This window comes from Pseudomonas sp. IT-P258 (genome assembly GCF_949767825.1).
GTDB classification, from domain to species: Bacteria; Pseudomonadota; Gammaproteobacteria; order Pseudomonadales; family Pseudomonadaceae; genus Aquipseudomonas; species Aquipseudomonas monachiensis.
Window position 1 is genome coordinate 111,613 of record NZ_CATKPU010000087.1, and the last position, 15,102, is coordinate 126,714.

A 15,102-nucleotide genomic window follows, 5' to 3' on the forward strand; every position below is an offset into this window, starting at 1 on the left:
AAAACCACTCCATCAAATGTTCAATTGCTTCCAGGGGATAAGTGCAACTTTGAATACGCCACTGACCCCTGTGGGAGCGGGCTTGCCCGCGAATAGGCCCTATCGGTCAATATTGACGTCGCCTGACACGCCGCCTTCGCGGGCAAGCCCGCTCCCACAGGGGATCTCCGTTTGCATCAAGTCTGAGCCAATCTCAGGTCAGCACAAAATAATCGCGACCTTCGACCTGGCCCCGTCGTAGCGGGTTGCGCGTGCAATAAGCCGCGTAGGCTGCATCGACGAAGCGGTACATCAGGTGTTCATCGCGCCCGTGGGGGATGCCCAGCCGCGTGGTCTGGATGATGTGGGCGGGCGTCTGGCCGACGTGTTCCACCAGCAGCACCTCATGATCGAAGCGTTTGGCGTCCCACACCGGTACTTTCAGGCCCAGTGCCTTGCACAGCAGGGTTTGCCCGGCGCAGAGTTTTTGTGACGGGCGAGGGCGGCCCTGGGCATCGGGATTGTTCAATAGCATCTGTGCAAGGCTGGCAGGCCCGCTCAATTGATCGACCCACGGGTAGGCGGATTTGATCAGCACGGCGTTACCTGGACCCTGGGCACTGAAGTTCAGTGAATCGCCGCCCCGGGCGTAATACATATAGATGTGGCCGCCATCCAGAAACAAAGCCTTACGTTTTTCTGTGTAGCCGAGGGACGCGTGGCTACCCTTTTCTGCACAGTAATAGGCTTCGGTCTCGATGATCCTGGCGCTGAGCCACAGGTCACCAACCCGATGGCGAATGACTTTGCCCAGTAAGTCCCGGGCCAGAATTTTCGCGTCACGGTCGAAAAACGCGTCCGGGAGGCCCGTGGGCAGGCTCACGGCGGACGTTCGAACAGTCAGGTTGGACATGATGACCGGCATTTGTCAGGGCTGAATGAGTCGTGATGATAACAATTTGCAGCTTAATCCCGGCTGAACATCGGCAAATTGCCCTCCATTTCGACCATCCGCCTGTCACCGCTGTTAGTCAGTGGGCGCGACAGCTATAATCTGTCGCTTTACTCTTTACCAAGACCTAATCAAAGACCACGCCAGACCATGACTGAGTCCGTTCTTGACTATATGACCCGCCTGGGTCGCGCTGCCCGCGAAGCTTCCCGCGTGATCGGCCGTGCCAGTACCGCGCAGAAGAACCGCGCCCTGCAGGCCACCGCCAACGCGCTGGACGCTGCCCGCGCCGAGCTGACGGCGGCCAATGAACAGGATTTGGCCGCCGGTCGTGCCAATGGTCTTGAGCCGGCCCTGCTCGAACGCCTGGCGCTGACCCCGGCGCGTATCGACGGCATGATCGTCGGCCTGCGTCAGGTAGCGGCCCTGCCGGACCCGGTAGGCGCGATCCGCGACATGAGCTTCCGTCCGTCCGGTATTCAGGTCGGCAAGATGCGTGTGCCGTTGGGCGTGATCGGAATCATCTACGAGTCGCGGCCGAACGTGACCATCGATGCCGCGAGCCTGTGCCTGAAGTCCGGTAACGCAACCATCCTGCGTGGCGGTTCCGAGGCGATTCATTCCAATCGCGCCATCGCCGCCTGCATTCAGCGTGGCCTGGCCGAGGCCGATCTGCCGGCCGCGGTGGTGCAAGTGGTCGAAACCACCGATCGCGCTGCCGTCGGCGCGCTGATCACCATGCCTGAGTACGTCGATGTCATCGTACCGCGCGGCGGCCGTGGCCTGATCGAGCGCGTCAGCCGTGATGCCCGTGTCCCGGTGATCAAGCACCTGGACGGCATCTGCCATGTTTACGTGAGTGAGCATGCCGACCTGGCCAAGGCCCAGCGCATCGCGTTCAACGCCAAGACTTACCGTTATGGCATCTGCGGAGCCATGGAAACGCTGCTGGTGGATCAAACCGTCGCCAAGGAGTTCCTGCCGGCGATGGCTGCCCAGTTCCGCGAAAAAGGCGTCGAGCTGCGCGGTTGCGAGCGCACCCGGGCGATCATCGAGGCCGTGCCGGCCACCGAGCAAGACTGGAGCACCGAGTACCTGGCGGCAATTCTGTCGATCCGCGTGGTCGACGGACTGGACCAGGCCATCGAGCACATCAATCATTACGGCTCCCATCACACCGATTCGATTGTCAGCGAACACCAGGGCGACACCCGGCGTTTCGTGGCTGAAGTCGATTCCTCGTCGGTGATGATCAATACCCCGACATGCTTCGCCGATGGCTTCGAATACGGATTGGGTGCCGAGATCGGCATTTCTACTGATAAGCTGCACGCCCGCGGCCCGGTGGGCCTCGAAGGACTGACCTGCGAGAAGTACATCGTGGTCGGCGACGGGCAGCTGCGCGGACAGGAGCCGGTCTGACTTGGGCGACTTCGACCCGTCAGCCCCGGTCACTGCCAGCGAGCCAGCCCCTCGCCGCATTGGCGTGCTGGGCGGAACGTTCGACCCGGTGCACATCGGCCATTTGCGCGGTGCGCTGGAAGTCGCCGAAACCCTGGCCCTCGATGAGTTGCGCCTGACACCCAGTGCCAGGCCGCCCCATCGGGACAAGCCGCAGGTGTCGGCAAAAGACCGTCTGGCGATGGTCGAGTGCGCGGTGGCCGGTGTGGCGCCGTTGGTGGTGGACGCCCGCGAATTGCAGCGGGACAAACCGTCCTACACCATTGATACCCTGGAACTGATGCGCGCCGAACTGGCCGAATCCGACCAGGTTTTTCTGCTTTTGGGCTGGGACGCTTTTTGCGGCCTGCCCACTTGGCACCGCTGGGAAGAGTTGCTCCAGCATTGCCATATCCTGGTGTTGCAACGCCCGGATGCCGACAGCGAACCGCCGGATGCCTTGCGCAACCTGCTGGCAGCGCGCTCGGTGAGCGACCCGCTGGCCCTCAAAGGGCCGAGCGGACAGATTGCATTCGTCTGGCAGACACCGCTCGCGGTATCCGCCACCCAGATCCGTCAACTGCTGGCCAGCGGTAAGTCGGTACGTTTCCTGGTGCCCGACGCGGTCCTGGCCTACATCGATGCGCACGGTCTGTACCGTGCGTCGAACTGAATAGGAGTGCCTCAAGGCACGTGGCAACAACGTGTATTGAAGCGCCCGAACATACGAGCAAAACGAGTTTTATATGACGAGCAACAACGAAAGCAAAGTAAAACGCAAAGGCACATTCAAGAGTGCCCCGTTGCCGGAAAAGGTCCTCGCCGCCGAGCCGCCTAAAGGCGACGAGCTGGTCAAGATCGCCGTAGCCGCCCTGGAAGACGTCAAGGCCCAGGACGTGCTGGTGATTGATGTTCGCGACAAGCAGAGCATCACTGACTACATGATCATCGCCACCGGTACCTCCAACCGCCAGATCGGCGCGATGCTGGACAAGGTTCGCGAGGCCGTCAAAGCCCTGGGTATCAAGCCGCTGGGTGAAGAAGGCAAGGGCGACAGCGACTGGGTGCTGTTGGACATGGACGACGTGATCGTTCATATGATGACCTCCAACGCCCGTCAGTTCTACGACCTGGAGCGCCTGTGGAAAGGTGCCGAGCAGAGCCGTGCAGCCGATGGCAAGCACCACAGCCCTGAAGTTGGTCACGAGCACTTCAACAAGCTCAACAAAGACCAGGAATAAGGGACCGCTGTGCGACTGCGACTGATCGCCGTCGGTTCACGCATGCCCAAATGGGTGGAAGAAGGCTGGCATGAATATGCCAAGCGTCTTCCGTCCGAGCTGGCGCTGGAACTGGTGGAAATTCCGCTCAATACCCGTGGCAAGAACGCCGACGTGGCCCGTTTCATCCGCCAGGAAGGCGAAGCCATGCTGGCCAAGGTCGGGCCGAACGAGCGGATTGTCACTCTCGAAGTCCATGGCAAGCCCTGGAGCACCGAGCAACTGGCGGTCGAACTCGATCGCTGGCGGCTGGACTCACGCACCGTCAACTTCATGGTCGGTGGCCCCGAAGGGCTGGCGCCGGAAGTCTGTGCGCGGGCTGACCAGCGCTGGTCGTTGTCGCCGCTGACCTTGCCGCACCCGCTGGTGCGGATCCTGATCGGCGAACAGATGTACCGTGCCTGGACCGTGCTGTCCGGTCACCCTTACCACAAGTAGTTCTGCCCCCATGTCCCAGCCGATCCGCATCAAGGACCACGAAAAAGACGCCCGTCTGGTGCGTGGGCGCGTCGTGTTCGGGGCAATTGCGGTGGTAGCGCTGATTGGCGTACTGATCGCTCGCCTGTATTTCTTGCAAGTGATCCAGTACGAGTACCATTCGACCCTGTCGGAAAACAACCGCGTCCATGTGCAGCCGATTCCACCCACTCGCGGGCTGATTTTCGACCGCAATGGCGTTGTGATTGCCGACAACCGGCCCAGTTTCAGCCTGAGCATGACCCGCGAGCGTTCTGGCGATTGGCAGCAAGTACTCGACGTGATCGTCGAAGTGCTGGAACTGACACCCGAGGACCGGGTGATCTTTGAGAAGCGCATGCGTCAGGGGCGTCGGCCGTTCGAGCCGGTGCCGATCCTGTTTGAGCTGACTGAAGAGCAGATCGCGCGAATTGCCGTGAACCAGTTCAGGCTGCCGGGGGTGGAAGTGGTCGCGCAACTGGTTCGTCACTATCCCCAGGGCGCGCATTTTGCGCACTCGGTGGGCTACATGGGGCGGATCAACGAGAAAGAGCTCAAGTCTCTGGACCCGGTCAGTTATAGCGGCACCCATCAGATCGGCAAAACCGGCATCGAGCGCTTTTATGAGCCGGAGCTGCATGGTCAGGTGGGTTACGAGGAGGTCGAGACCAACGCTCGGGGCCGTGTATTGCGGGTGCTCAAGCGCACCGAACCGGTTTCCGGCAAAGACATCGTCCTGAGCCTGGACATCAAATTGCAGGAAGCCGCCGAAGCCGCGCTCGGCGGTCGTCGTGGTGCGGTGGTGGCCCTGAACCCGAAAACCGGCGAGGTGCTGGCGATGGTCAGTCAGCCGAGCTTCGATCCGAACCTGTTCGTCACCGGCATCAGCTCCAAGGCCTATTCCGAACTGCGCGACTCCATCGACCGGCCGCTGTTCAACCGCGTATTGCGCGGTCTGTACCCGCCGGGTTCGACCATCAAGCCTGCTGTGGCGATTGCCGGTCTGGATTCGGGCGTGGTGACGGCCTCGACCCGGGTGTTCGACCCCGGTTACTACATGCTGCCCAACTACGATCACAAGTACCGCAACTGGAACCGCACCGGTGATGGTTTTGTCGACCTCGACACGGCGATCATGCGTTCCAACGACACTTACTTCTATGACCTTGCCCACAAGCTGGGGATCGATCGGTTGTCGTCGTATCTGTCCAAGTTCGGTATCGGTCAGAAGGTTTCCCTGGACATGTTCGAGGAATCGCCGGGTCTGATGCCGACCCGCGAATGGAAGCGCGCGACCCGTCGCCAGGCATGGTTCCCGGGCGAAACGCTGATTCTCGGGATCGGTCAGGGCTACATGCAGTCGACCCCACTGCAACTGGCCCAGGCCACGGCGCTGGTGGCCAACAAAGGCATCTGGAACCGTCCTCACCTGGCCAAGACCATCGAAGGCGAGAAACCGGTGGATCAGAACCCGATGCCGGACATTATCCTGCGCGATCCGTCTGACTGGACCAAGGTCAACCACGGCATGCAGCAGGTGATGCACGGCGCCCGCGGGACCGCACGCAAGGCTTCGATCGGTGCGCAGTACCGTATCGCGGGCAAGAGTGGTACGGCCCAGGTGGTCGCGATCAAGCAGGGCGAGAAGTACGACCGCTCCAAGGTTCAGGAGCGCCACCGCGACCACGCCTTGTTCGTGGGCTTCGCCCCGGCGGACGATCCGCAGATTGTGGTGTCGGTGATGGTCGAGAACGGTGAGTCCGGCTCCGGCGTCGCCGCGCCAGTGGTGCGTCAGATCATGGACGCCTGGTTGCTCGACCAGAACGGGCACCTCAAAGCCGAATACGCCAGCCCTACTAGCGCGGAGGCCACGGCCCGTGATGAATAATTTTGATCGCATGCTCTCCAGTGAGGATGTGATGCGTCGCCGTGCGACGCTGCTACAACGCCTGCACATTGACGGCCCGCTGCTGATCCTGCTGCTGACCCTCGCCGCCGGCAGCCTGTTCGTGCTGTATTCGGCCAGCGGCAAGAGCTGGGATCTGCTGGGCAAGCAAGCCACTTCGTTTGGCATCGGCCTGGTGTCGATGATCGTCATCGCCCAGTTCGAGCCGCGATTCATGGCACGCTGGGTGCCACTGGGCTACGTGGTCGGGGTGATGCTGTTGCTGGTGGTGGACATCATGGGCCACAACGCCATGGGCGCTACCCGCTGGATCAATATTCCCGGGGTGATTCGCTTCCAGCCCTCGGAATTCATGAAGATCCTGATGCCGGCGACCATTGCCTGGTATTTGTCCAAACGCACATTGCCGCCCCAGCTCAAACATGTGGGCGTCAGCCTGATGCTGATCGGCGTGCCGTTCATTCTGATCGTGCGGCAACCGGACCTGGGCACTTCGCTGCTGATCCTGGCCGGCGGCGCATTCGTGCTGTTCATGGGTGGCCTGCGCTGGCGCTGGATCCTCAGCGTGCTGGCCGCCGCCGTTCCCGTGGCGATTGCCATGTGGTTCTTCATCATGCACGACTACCAGAAGCAGCGAATCCTGACGTTCCTCGACCCGGAGAGCGATCCGCTCGGTACCGGCTGGAACATCATCCAGTCCAAGGCCGCCATCGGCTCCGGTGGTGTGTTCGGCAAGGGCTGGTTGCTGGGTACCCAGTCGCACCTGGACTTCCTGCCGGAAAGCCATACCGACTTCATCATTGCGGTACTGGGTGAAGAGTTCGGCCTGGTGGGGATCTGCGCGCTGTTGCTGATCTACCTGCTGTTGATCGGCCGCGGCCTGGTGATTACTGCCCAAGCGCAGACATTGTTCGGCAAGTTGCTCGCGGGCAGCCTGACCATGACGTTTTTTGTTTATGTTTTCGTCAACATCGGTATGGTCAGTGGCCTGTTGCCGGTGGTGGGGGTGCCGTTGCCTTTCATTAGCTACGGAGGAACTTCGCTGGTAACGCTACTGTCAGCGTTTGGGGTTTTGATGTCGATCCATACCCATCGCAAGTGGATCGCGCAGGTTTGAATAAGGTGAAATTTTCAATGCAAGTAATGCGTGGCTGGGCGACTCGATACGCGCCATGGGTCGGCCTGGTAAGCATCCTTGGCACCATGCAGGAAGCGTTGGCCGGCGACTACGAAGGCTCACCCCAGGTGGCCGAATTCGTCGGTGAAATGACCCGCGACTACGGTTTCGCCGGTGAGCAATTGATGGGCGTGTTCCGCGAGGCCGAGCGCAAGCAGTCGATTCTGGACGCCATCTCGAAACCCGCCGAACGGGTTAAGCAGTGGAGCGAATATCGCCCGATGTTCATCACCGATGCGCGCATCGCCCGGGGTGTGGATTTCTGGCGTCAGCACGAAGCGGTGCTGGCCCGTGCCGAGCAGGAATACGGCGTGCCGGCCCAGGTGATTGTCTCGATCATCGGCGTTGAAACCTTTTTCGGCCGTAATACCGGAAATTTCCGGGTGATCGATGCCTTGTCGACCCTGGGTTTCGACTATCCTCCCCGTGCCGAGTTTTTCCGCAAGGAGTTGCGTGAGTTCCTGCTGCTGGCCCGTGAAGAGCAGGTCGATCCATTGACGCTCAAAGGCTCCTACGCCGGCGCAATGGGATTGCCGCAATTCATGCCGAGCAGTTTCCGCGCCTATGCGGTGGATTTCGACGGTGATGGCCATATCAACATCTGGACCAACCCGGACGATGCCATCGGCAGTGTCGCCAGTTACTTCAAGCGTCATGGCTGGGTTGCAGGCGAACCGGTGGTCAGCCGCGCCGATGTCCGTGGCGATCAGGTCGACGAAGGTCTGACCACAGGAATCGAACCGACGAAAACCGTCGGGGAGTTGCGAGCCCTGGGGTGGTCAAGTCATGATGCGCTGCGCGATGATATGCCGGTTACTGCGTTCCGCCTGGAAGGCGACAATGGCCCCGAGTACTGGATGGGCCTGAAGAATTTTTACGCGATCACGCGATATAACCGCAGCGTGATGTACGCCATGGCCGTACATCAACTGTCTGAACAGCTGGTCCAAGCACGGGGCGTCAAGTAATGCGGGCATTGCCTATCAATAAACCCCTGAAGCTGATGGCATTCGCCGCGCTGGCAGTGCTGGTCGCCAGTTGTTCGACCAGCCGCGCGCCAGCCCAGAAGACCAGCACCGCCGCCGTGCGCACGACGCCGGGGCTGGACATCAACCGCGCCCACAAGGATGGCGCGCCATGGTGGGATGTCGATGTTTCGCGCATCCCGGACGCCACGCCGACCCTGCATACCGGCCCGTACAAGGCCAACCCGTACACCGTGCTGGGCAAGACATACTTTCCGCTGCAAGAGTCCAAGACCTACGTGCAGTCGGGCACGGCGTCCTGGTACGGCACCAAGTTCCACGGTCAGAACACTGCCAACGGCGAAGTGTATGACCTGTACGGCATGAGTGCCGCGCACAAGACATTGCCACTGCCAAGCTACGTCCGGGTGACCAACCTGGACAACAACAAGAGCGTGATTCTGCGAGTCAACGACCGCGGTCCGTTCTACTCGGACCGGATCATCGACTTGTCCTACGCTGCCGCCAAGAAGCTCGGTTACGCCGAAACCGGCACGGCGCGGGTCAAGGTCGAAGGCATCGACCCGCAGCAATGGTGGGCCGCCAAGGGCCGTCCGGCACCATTAATGCTCAACGAACCGAAAGTCGCGCAGAATAGCGCCCCGGTGATTACGGCTTCGGCCGGTACCGTTGAGCAATGGACACCGCCGCCGCAGCAACACGCCGCCGCGGTGGTGCCTGTGCAGCTTGATGCAAAAAAAAACGCTTCTGCATCAGCCTCTGGCCAGTATCTGCAGGTGGGCGCGTTCGCCAACCCGGACGCTGCAGAACTCCTGAGATCGAAGCTCAGCGGGATGGTGAGCGCTCCGGTGTTCATCAGCTCGATCGTGCGCAATCAGCAGACCCTGCATCGGGTTCGCCTGGGCCCGATCGGATCGCCGGGTGAAATCCAGCAGGTGCAGAACAGTGTCCGGCTGGCCAATCTCGGTTCGCCAAGCGTTGTGACTGAGTAATACGTAGGACTTGATTGACGGTTCATCTGCGGTTTTGGGGGGTGAACCAGGTTGTTGGCTCTTCGAAGAACAAAAGCCCGGCAAAGGGTGATTGGAGTGAGCAACTGAACACGCGATGACTCGTTAGAAAGTCATCTGATTAGTTTTGCCCTTGGGCAGTTTCCATTAGCGATTTCGAGAGACGGATGAACATCACCACCTTTGCCAAACGCCTGTTCCTGCTAGTCCCGCTGCTTCTCTCACCCGCCGCATTCGCGGTCGAGATGATGCCTTCGCCACCACAACTGGCCGCCAAGGCCTATGTGCTCATGGATGCCAGCAGCGGCAACGTGCTGGTCGAGAACAATGGTGACCAGCGTCTGCCACCGGCCAGCCTGACCAAGCTGATGACCGCGTACATCGCGACCCTGGAAATCCGTCGTGGCCAGATCGGCGAAAACGACCCGGTAACCGTCAGCGAAAACGCCTGGCGTACCGGCGGTTCGCGGATGTTCATCAAGGTCGGCTCTCAGGTCACCGTCAGCGACCTGCTGCACGGCATCATCATCCAGTCGGGCAACGACGCCAGTGTTGCGCTCTCCGAGCACATCGCCGGCAGCGAAGACGCGTTCGCCGACATGATGAACAAAACCGTTGGCGACCTGGGCATGACCAACAGCCACTTCATGAACCCGACCGGACTGCCGAACCCGGAGCACTATTCGTCGGCTCACGACATGGCTGTGCTGGCTCGCGCGATCATCCACGAAGACCCGGCTCACTACGCGATCTACTCGCAGAAAGAGTTCTTCTGGAACGGCATCAAGCAGCCGAACCGCAACCTGCTGTTGTGGCGTGACAAGACCGTCGACGGTCTGAAAACCGGCCACACCGACGAAGCCGGCTACTGCATGGTGTCCTCGGCCGTACGTGATGGCATGCGCCTGATCGCCGTGGTCTTCGGCACCAATAGCGAAGTGGCCCGTGCCGCCGAAACCCAGAAGCTGCTGACCTACGGTTTCCGTTTCTTCGAAACCCAGACCTTCTACCAGAAGGGCACCGAGCTGGCTCAGGCTCCAGTCTGGAAAGGTTCCACCAACCAGGTCAAGGCTGGCCTGGCGCAAGACCTGACCATGACCCTGCCAAAAGGCCAGCTGAAAAAGCTCGCTGCCAGCATGACCATGAACCCGCAGCTGATCGCGCCAATCGCCAAAGGCGACGTGATCGGTAAAGTCGAAGTCAAACTGGACGACAAGGTGGTGCACAGCGCCGATCTGATCGCCCTGGATGGCGTCGAAGAGGGTGGTATCTTCCGCCGCATGTGGGATAGCATCCGTCTATTCTTCTACGGCTTGTTCAACTGATAGTGTGCACCTGCATGGCCCTGCGCTGATCCGGCGCGGGGCTTTGCCGTCGCCACGGCTTACGCTTACGAGGCCGTTACGCCATGACCGATACCGAAGTAAAGGCGCCAAAGATCGAGTTCCCTGCCAATGATTACCCGGTTAAGGTGATCAGCGACACCGGCGTGGGCAACAAGGACAGAATCATCGACATCGTCAGCAAGTACGCCAAGATCAATGATGAGCGTATTGACGAGCGCCAGAGCAGCAACGGCAAATACACCACGATTCAGTTGCACATCGTCGCGACGGACCAGGACCAGCTGTACAACATCAACAGCGAACTGCGGGCAACCGGTTTCGTGCACATGGTGTTGTGATGTCAGGCACGCTGGGCTTTCGTGAACTTGGCCAGATGGCTTACGAGCCGGTCTGGCACGCCATGCAACGCTTCACCAACGAACGCGGCAGCGATGCCGCCGACGAGATCTGGCTGGTGGAACACCCTGCGGTGTTCACACAGGGCCAGGCCGGCAAGGCCGAGCACCTGCTGCTTCCCGGTGATATCCCGGTGGTGCAGGTTGACCGTGGTGGTCAGGTGACCTACCACGGCCCCGGCCAGTTGGTGGCTTATCTGCTGCTGGACGTGCGCAAGCTCGGATTTGGCGTGCGCGATCTGGTCAGCCGGATGGAGCTCTGCCTGATCGAGCTACTGGCCAGTTACGGTGTCACCGCCGTGGCCAAGCCCGATGCACCGGGTGTCTACGTCGACGGGGCGAAAATCGCCTCCCTGGGTCTACGGATCCGCCACGGCTGTTCCTTTCATGGCCTGGCCTTGAACGTGGACATGAACCTGGAACCGTTTCGACGGATTAATCCCTGCGGCTATGCCGGGCTGGCGATGACCCAGCTGAGCGATCACGCAGGATCGATTGAATTTGCCGAGGTAAGTGCCCGGCTGCGCGCGCAGCTCGTCAAACACCTCGACTATGCTGAGCAGACGACCCTGACGGGCGGAATCGACTGATATGACTACTGATGCAGTGCAAACCATGATCCCGACGCTCGATGTCTCCGAGCGCCCGGCCCCGCGTCCCAAGGTTGAAGCGGGCGTCAAGCTGCGCGGCGCCGAAAAGGTTGCACGCATCCCGGTAAAGATCATTCCCACCACCGAACTGCCGAAGAAACCAGACTGGATTCGTGTACGCATCCCGGTTTCGCCGGAAGTCGACCGCATCAAGGCCCTGCTGCGCAAACATAAGCTGCACAGTGTGTGCGAAGAGGCGTCCTGCCCGAACCTGGGCGAGTGCTTCTCCGGTGGCACCGCGACTTTCATGATCATGGGTGACATCTGCACCCGTCGCTGCCCGTTCTGCGATGTTGGCCACGGTCGTCCGAAGCCACTGGACGTCAACGAGCCGGAAAGCCTGGCCATTGCCATTGCCGACCTGCGCCTGAAGTACGTGGTGATCACCTCGGTGGACCGCGACGACCTGCGTGACGGCGGTGCCCAGCACTTTGCCGACTGCATCCGTGAAATCCGCAAACTGTCGCCGAACGTGCAGCTCGAGACCCTGGTCCCGGACTACCGTGGTCGCATGGACGTCGCACTGGAAATCACCGCTGCCGAGCCGCCGGATGTGTTCAACCACAACCTGGAAACCGTGCCGCGCCTGTACAAGGCTGCGCGTCCGGGTTCGGACTACCAGTGGTCGCTGACCCTGCTGCAACGCTTCAAGCAGATGATGCCGCACATTCCGACCAAGTCCGGCCTGATGCTGGGCCTGGGCGAGACCGACGAAGAAGTCATCGAAGTCATGAAGCGCATGCGCGAGCACGACATCGACATGCTGACCCTGGGCCAGTACCTGCAGCCGTCCCGCAGCCACTTGCCGGTGCAGCGCTTCGTGCACCCGGACACCTTCGCCTGGTTCGCCGAGGAAGGCTACAAGATGGGCTTCAAGAACGTTGCCTCGGGTCCGCTGGTACGCTCCTCGTATCACGCTGACGAACAGGCCAAGCTGGTCAAGGCCGAGCTGATGTCGTCCTGATCGACGCAATGAAATGAAAAGCGCCCGCACGGCATCCAGCCTCGCGGGCGTTTTTTTGCCTGGCCTACGGCAATGGCTGTTTTTTCCTGCAACCTGCGGGGCAACGGTTCCTCTTCTGTTTGTCCCCGTTCCTGACTACTGTGTGCTGAAGATTTCACGCAGGGAGATTCACGGATGACCGCTCGACCGACCCACACCCTTTGCCCTCATGCTCCCGTCCCGGCACTGCCGTCGGAAGGCATGATCGGCGTTATCGCACCCGCCGGTCCCGCGCCGCTGGACACCGACAAGGCGGTGCAATGGATGCGTGCCCGGGGTTATTCACTGAAATTGTTTCCCGGGGTCTACGAAAAAAACGGCTACCTGGCCGGGAGCGACGAAGTGCGACTGGGCGACCTGCATGCAGCGTTCGCCGACAGCGAGGTGGATGCCATCATCTGCCTGCGCGGTGGTTACGGCACGCCGCGGCTGCTCGATCGTATCGATTTTGATTTGCTGCGTGACAACGCCAAGCCGTTCGTCGGCTACAGCGACATCACCGCTTTGCATTTGGCGATCAGTCGTTATGCCGGCTTCGTGACCTTTCATGGTCCGTTGCTCAATGCCGATCTGCTGGGGGGCAAGCAAATACCTACCGAGTCTTCGTTCTTCAACATGCTGCGCGGGCAGGTGAGGGCGGGCGCGGTGCTGGCTCATCCAGTGGCTTACCCGCTGACCACGATCGAGCCGGGCGTGGCTCATGGGCGCTTGCTCGGAGGCAATCTGGCCATGATCGCCGCGACCATGGGCACGCCCTACGAGATTGATGCCGAGGGCGTCATTCTGGTGATCGAGGACATCAACGAGCCGCTGTACCGCATCGACCGGTTGCTGACCCAGCTGCGGCTGGCTGGCACCTTGCACAAGCTGCGCGGCGTATTGGTCGGGGACGTGGCGGGGGTTGAGGTGGCAGCGCTGGACAGGTTGCTCAAGCAGACCTTCGAGCCATTGAAAATTCCTGTGCTGTCCGGGTGGCGCAGTGGGCATTGCGACCCGAACCTGACGCTGCCCATGGGCGCATTGGTCAGGCTGGATGCCGGGAACAAGGAATTGGTGCTGGAGCAGGATGTGGTAATCAGGTAAGTCGCGAATATCTTGAAAAGATCGCAGCCTGCGGCAGCTCCTACGGGGTTTTGTGTACACCCGTAGGAGCTGCCGCAGGCTGCGATCTTTTGCTTTTAACGGTTACGCAATCCTTCCAGCAGCTTGTGCGTCGGATACCCGTCCGCCGGCCAGCCAAACGACTGCTGGGCACTGCGGATCGCCTTGCGGGTATTGGCGCCGATGATCCCGTCGGCGGTACCGGCGTCATAGTTTTGCGCGCTCAGCAGGTTCTGCAGCTCGATCCGCTCGGTGCGGCTCAGAGGCAGGTCATCCTTTGGCCAGGTGCCGCTGATCAGGCCTGCGCCATTGAAGCGTTCCGACAGCAGGCTAACCCCCAAGGCGTAGGACGACGAATTGTTGTACTTGAGGATCGCGCGGAAGTTATCGAGCACCAGGAAGGCCGGGCCACGGTAGCCAGCCGGCAGCAGCAGGGCCGCGGACAACTGCTCGGAGCCTGCCGGGACCTGGCCACCGTTGGGCAGCGTAACGCCCAGTTGGCGCCACTCGGCGACACTCTTGCGAATCGTGCCATCGGCCAGCACGTAGTTGAAGCCGCCCGGCAGCTGGACTTCAAAGCCCCACGGCTGACCTCTCTGCCAGCCGGAGCTTTGCAGGTAATGCGCGGTCGAGGCCAGGGCGTCAGCCGAGCTGCCCCAGATATCGCGACGGCCGTCGCCGTCGAAATCGACGGCGTGGGTGTTGTAGGTGGTCGGGATGAACTGGGTCTGGCCCATGGCGCCGGCCCAGGATCCGAGCATCTTCTCGGGTTCGATGTCGCCTTGTTGCAGAATTTGCAGGGCCGCGATCAACTGCGCGTGGGCGAAGCCGGGGCGGCGGCCTTCATAGGCCAGGGTCGCCAGTGAGTTGATCACCGACTTGCTGCCCTGGAACTGCCCAAAGTTGCTTTCCATGCCCCACACCGCCACCAGCGCCTGGCGATCGACGCCGTAGCGCTGCTCGATGCCTTGCAAGATGTCGGCGTACTGGTCGATCAGCGACTGGCCTTTGCGTACCCGCAGCGGCGACAAGGCGCCGTCCAGGTATTCCCACACCGGTTTTGCGAATTCCGGTTGGCTGCGATCGGCACGAATCACACTGGGATCGAAGCTGACATTGGCGAAAGCGCGATCAAACAGATCGGCGCGGATACCGGCGGCCAGGGCATCCTTGCGGAAACCCGCCTGCCATTCGGCGAAAGTCTGGGTCGGCTGGATGTCGAGGTTCTCACCGGTCGGAATCACTGGCGGAACAACCGCCGGGGCGGTGGCGACAGGAAGTGTCTGAAGCGGCTGAGCGTCGGCTGCGGTCGGTTTTTCCGCACAGGCGACAAGCAAAACTAGGCTGGAGGCAGCGATCAATTGGCGCAGGTGCCAACGACGGGAAAGACAAAAGGGCATGCACGGGTCCAGGGAATACGA

The 15,102-nt window shown here is 61.1% G+C and carries 15 protein-coding genes; 13 read left to right on the plus strand and 2 right to left on the minus strand.

Annotation, left to right across the window (positions count from 1 at the left end; translation table 11 throughout):
• Positions 1-193: 193 nt before the first annotated feature.
• Positions 194-892 carry a DNA-3-methyladenine glycosylase gene (locus tag ACM6G4_RS24940; protein WP_414914821.1) on the minus strand — a complete coding sequence of 233 codons (699 nt, stop codon included), beginning with the start codon at positions 890-892 and terminating at the stop codon, positions 194-196.
• A 189-nt stretch (positions 893-1,081) separates the two neighbouring features.
• Here ACM6G4_RS24940 and ACM6G4_RS24945 point away from each other — a divergent pair, with 189 nt between their 5' ends.
• The 13 genes from ACM6G4_RS24945 (at position 1,082) to ACM6G4_RS25005 (ending at position 13,663) form a co-directional block, all read left to right on the plus strand.
• Positions 1,082-2,353 (plus strand): glutamate-5-semialdehyde dehydrogenase, encoded by a 1,272-nt coding sequence (locus ACM6G4_RS24945; protein WP_414914822.1) that lies wholly within the window; start codon positions 1,082-1,084, stop codon positions 2,351-2,353.
• Between the two features lies 1 nt (position 2,354).
• Positions 2,355-3,044, plus strand: coding sequence for a nicotinate-nucleotide adenylyltransferase (nadD, locus tag ACM6G4_RS24950; RefSeq protein ID WP_056728867.1), 690 nt, complete (start codon positions 2,355-2,357; stop codon positions 3,042-3,044).
• A gap of 73 nt (positions 3,045-3,117) precedes the next feature.
• On the plus strand, positions 3,118-3,612 hold the full coding sequence (rsfS, locus tag ACM6G4_RS24955; RefSeq protein WP_007975896.1) for a ribosome silencing factor: 495 nt from the start codon (positions 3,118-3,120) through the stop codon (positions 3,610-3,612).
• 9 nt (positions 3,613-3,621) lie between these two features.
• Entirely contained in the window at positions 3,622-4,089 is a 468-nt protein-coding gene (gene rlmH / locus ACM6G4_RS24960) for a 23S rRNA (pseudouridine(1915)-N(3))-methyltransferase RlmH (protein WP_008052376.1), read from the plus strand.
• Positions 4,090-4,099: 10 nt separating this feature from the next.
• Positions 4,100-5,995 (plus strand): penicillin-binding protein 2, encoded by a 1,896-nt coding sequence (gene mrdA, locus ACM6G4_RS24965; protein WP_056728865.1) that lies wholly within the window; start codon positions 4,100-4,102, stop codon positions 5,993-5,995.
• Between the two features lie 31 nt (positions 5,996-6,026).
• Positions 6,027-7,130 (plus strand): rod shape-determining protein RodA, encoded by a 1,104-nt coding sequence (gene rodA, locus ACM6G4_RS24970; RefSeq protein WP_056728863.1) that lies wholly within the window; start codon positions 6,027-6,029, stop codon positions 7,128-7,130.
• A gap of 17 nt (positions 7,131-7,147) precedes the next feature.
• Complete coding sequence (gene mltB / locus ACM6G4_RS24975; protein ID WP_223542019.1) at positions 7,148-8,158, plus strand: lytic murein transglycosylase B; 1,011 nt, start codon at positions 7,148-7,150, stop codon at positions 8,156-8,158.
• Positions 8,158-9,168: a septal ring lytic transglycosylase RlpA family protein gene (locus tag ACM6G4_RS24980; protein WP_056728859.1), complete on the plus strand. Its 1,011-nt coding sequence runs from the start codon at positions 8,158-8,160 to the stop codon at positions 9,166-9,168. Before mltB ends, ACM6G4_RS24980 begins: the two co-directional genes overlap by 1 nt.
• 185 nt (positions 9,169-9,353) lie before the next feature.
• Positions 9,354-10,511, plus strand: a complete 1,158-nt coding sequence (locus ACM6G4_RS24985; RefSeq protein WP_056728857.1) for a D-alanyl-D-alanine carboxypeptidase family protein — start codon at positions 9,354-9,356, stop codon at positions 10,509-10,511.
• Positions 10,512-10,594: 83 nt separating this feature from the next.
• The gene (locus tag ACM6G4_RS24990; RefSeq protein WP_056728855.1) at positions 10,595-10,870 is read left to right on the plus strand and encodes a DUF493 domain-containing protein; all 276 of its coding nucleotides are present in this window, start codon (positions 10,595-10,597) and stop codon (positions 10,868-10,870) included.
• The gene (gene lipB / locus ACM6G4_RS24995; protein WP_056728853.1) at positions 10,870-11,517 is read left to right on the plus strand and encodes a lipoyl(octanoyl) transferase LipB; all 648 of its coding nucleotides are present in this window, start codon (positions 10,870-10,872) and stop codon (positions 11,515-11,517) included. The genes ACM6G4_RS24990 and lipB overlap by 1 nt, the downstream gene beginning before the upstream one ends.
• 25 nt (positions 11,518-11,542) lie before the next feature.
• The gene (gene lipA, locus ACM6G4_RS25000) at positions 11,543-12,541 is read left to right on the plus strand and encodes a lipoyl synthase (RefSeq protein ID WP_414914883.1); all 999 of its coding nucleotides are present in this window, start codon (positions 11,543-11,545) and stop codon (positions 12,539-12,541) included.
• A gap of 174 nt (positions 12,542-12,715) precedes the next feature.
• On the plus strand, positions 12,716-13,663 hold the full coding sequence (locus ACM6G4_RS25005) for a S66 peptidase family protein (RefSeq protein ID WP_414914823.1): 948 nt from the start codon (positions 12,716-12,718) through the stop codon (positions 13,661-13,663).
• A gap of 95 nt (positions 13,664-13,758) precedes the next feature.
• On the opposite strand, the gene ACM6G4_RS25010 is transcribed toward ACM6G4_RS25005, so the two are convergent.
• Complete coding sequence (locus tag ACM6G4_RS25010) at positions 13,759-15,081, minus strand: lytic murein transglycosylase (RefSeq protein ID WP_414914824.1); 1,323 nt, start codon at positions 15,079-15,081, stop codon at positions 13,759-13,761.
• Between the last annotated feature and the right edge of the window lie 21 nt (positions 15,082-15,102).

Bases quoted from the DNA above. Each gene is read 5' to 3' on its own strand.
- ACM6G4_RS24940 (WP_414914821.1), bottom strand. From the start codon at position 892: ATGTCCAACCTGACTGTTCGAACGTCCGCCGTGAGCCTGCCCACGGGC.
- ACM6G4_RS24945 (WP_414914822.1), top strand. From the start codon at position 1,082: ATGACTGAGTCCGTTCTTGACTATATGACCCGCCTGGGTCGCGCTGCC.
- rsfS (WP_007975896.1), top strand. From the start codon at position 3,118: ATGACGAGCAACAACGAAAGCAAAGTAAAACGCAAAGGCACATTCAAG.
- mrdA (WP_056728865.1), top strand. From the start codon at position 4,100: ATGTCCCAGCCGATCCGCATCAAGGACCACGAAAAAGACGCCCGTCTG.
- rodA (WP_056728863.1), top strand. From the start codon at position 6,027: ATGCGTCGCCGTGCGACGCTGCTACAACGCCTGCACATTGACGGCCCG.
- mltB (WP_223542019.1), top strand. From the start codon at position 7,148: ATGCAAGTAATGCGTGGCTGGGCGACTCGATACGCGCCATGGGTCGGC.
- ACM6G4_RS24980 (WP_056728859.1), top strand. From the start codon at position 8,158: ATGCGGGCATTGCCTATCAATAAACCCCTGAAGCTGATGGCATTCGCC.
- ACM6G4_RS24985 (WP_056728857.1), top strand. From the start codon at position 9,354: ATGAACATCACCACCTTTGCCAAACGCCTGTTCCTGCTAGTCCCGCTG.
- ACM6G4_RS24990 (WP_056728855.1), top strand. From the start codon at position 10,595: ATGACCGATACCGAAGTAAAGGCGCCAAAGATCGAGTTCCCTGCCAAT.
- lipB (WP_056728853.1), top strand. From the start codon at position 10,870: ATGTCAGGCACGCTGGGCTTTCGTGAACTTGGCCAGATGGCTTACGAG.
- lipA (WP_414914883.1), top strand. From the start codon at position 11,543: ATGATCCCGACGCTCGATGTCTCCGAGCGCCCGGCCCCGCGTCCCAAG.
- ACM6G4_RS25005 (WP_414914823.1), top strand. From the start codon at position 12,716: ATGACCGCTCGACCGACCCACACCCTTTGCCCTCATGCTCCCGTCCCG.
- ACM6G4_RS25010 (WP_414914824.1), bottom strand. From the start codon at position 15,081: ATGCCCTTTTGTCTTTCCCGTCGTTGGCACCTGCGCCAATTGATCGCT.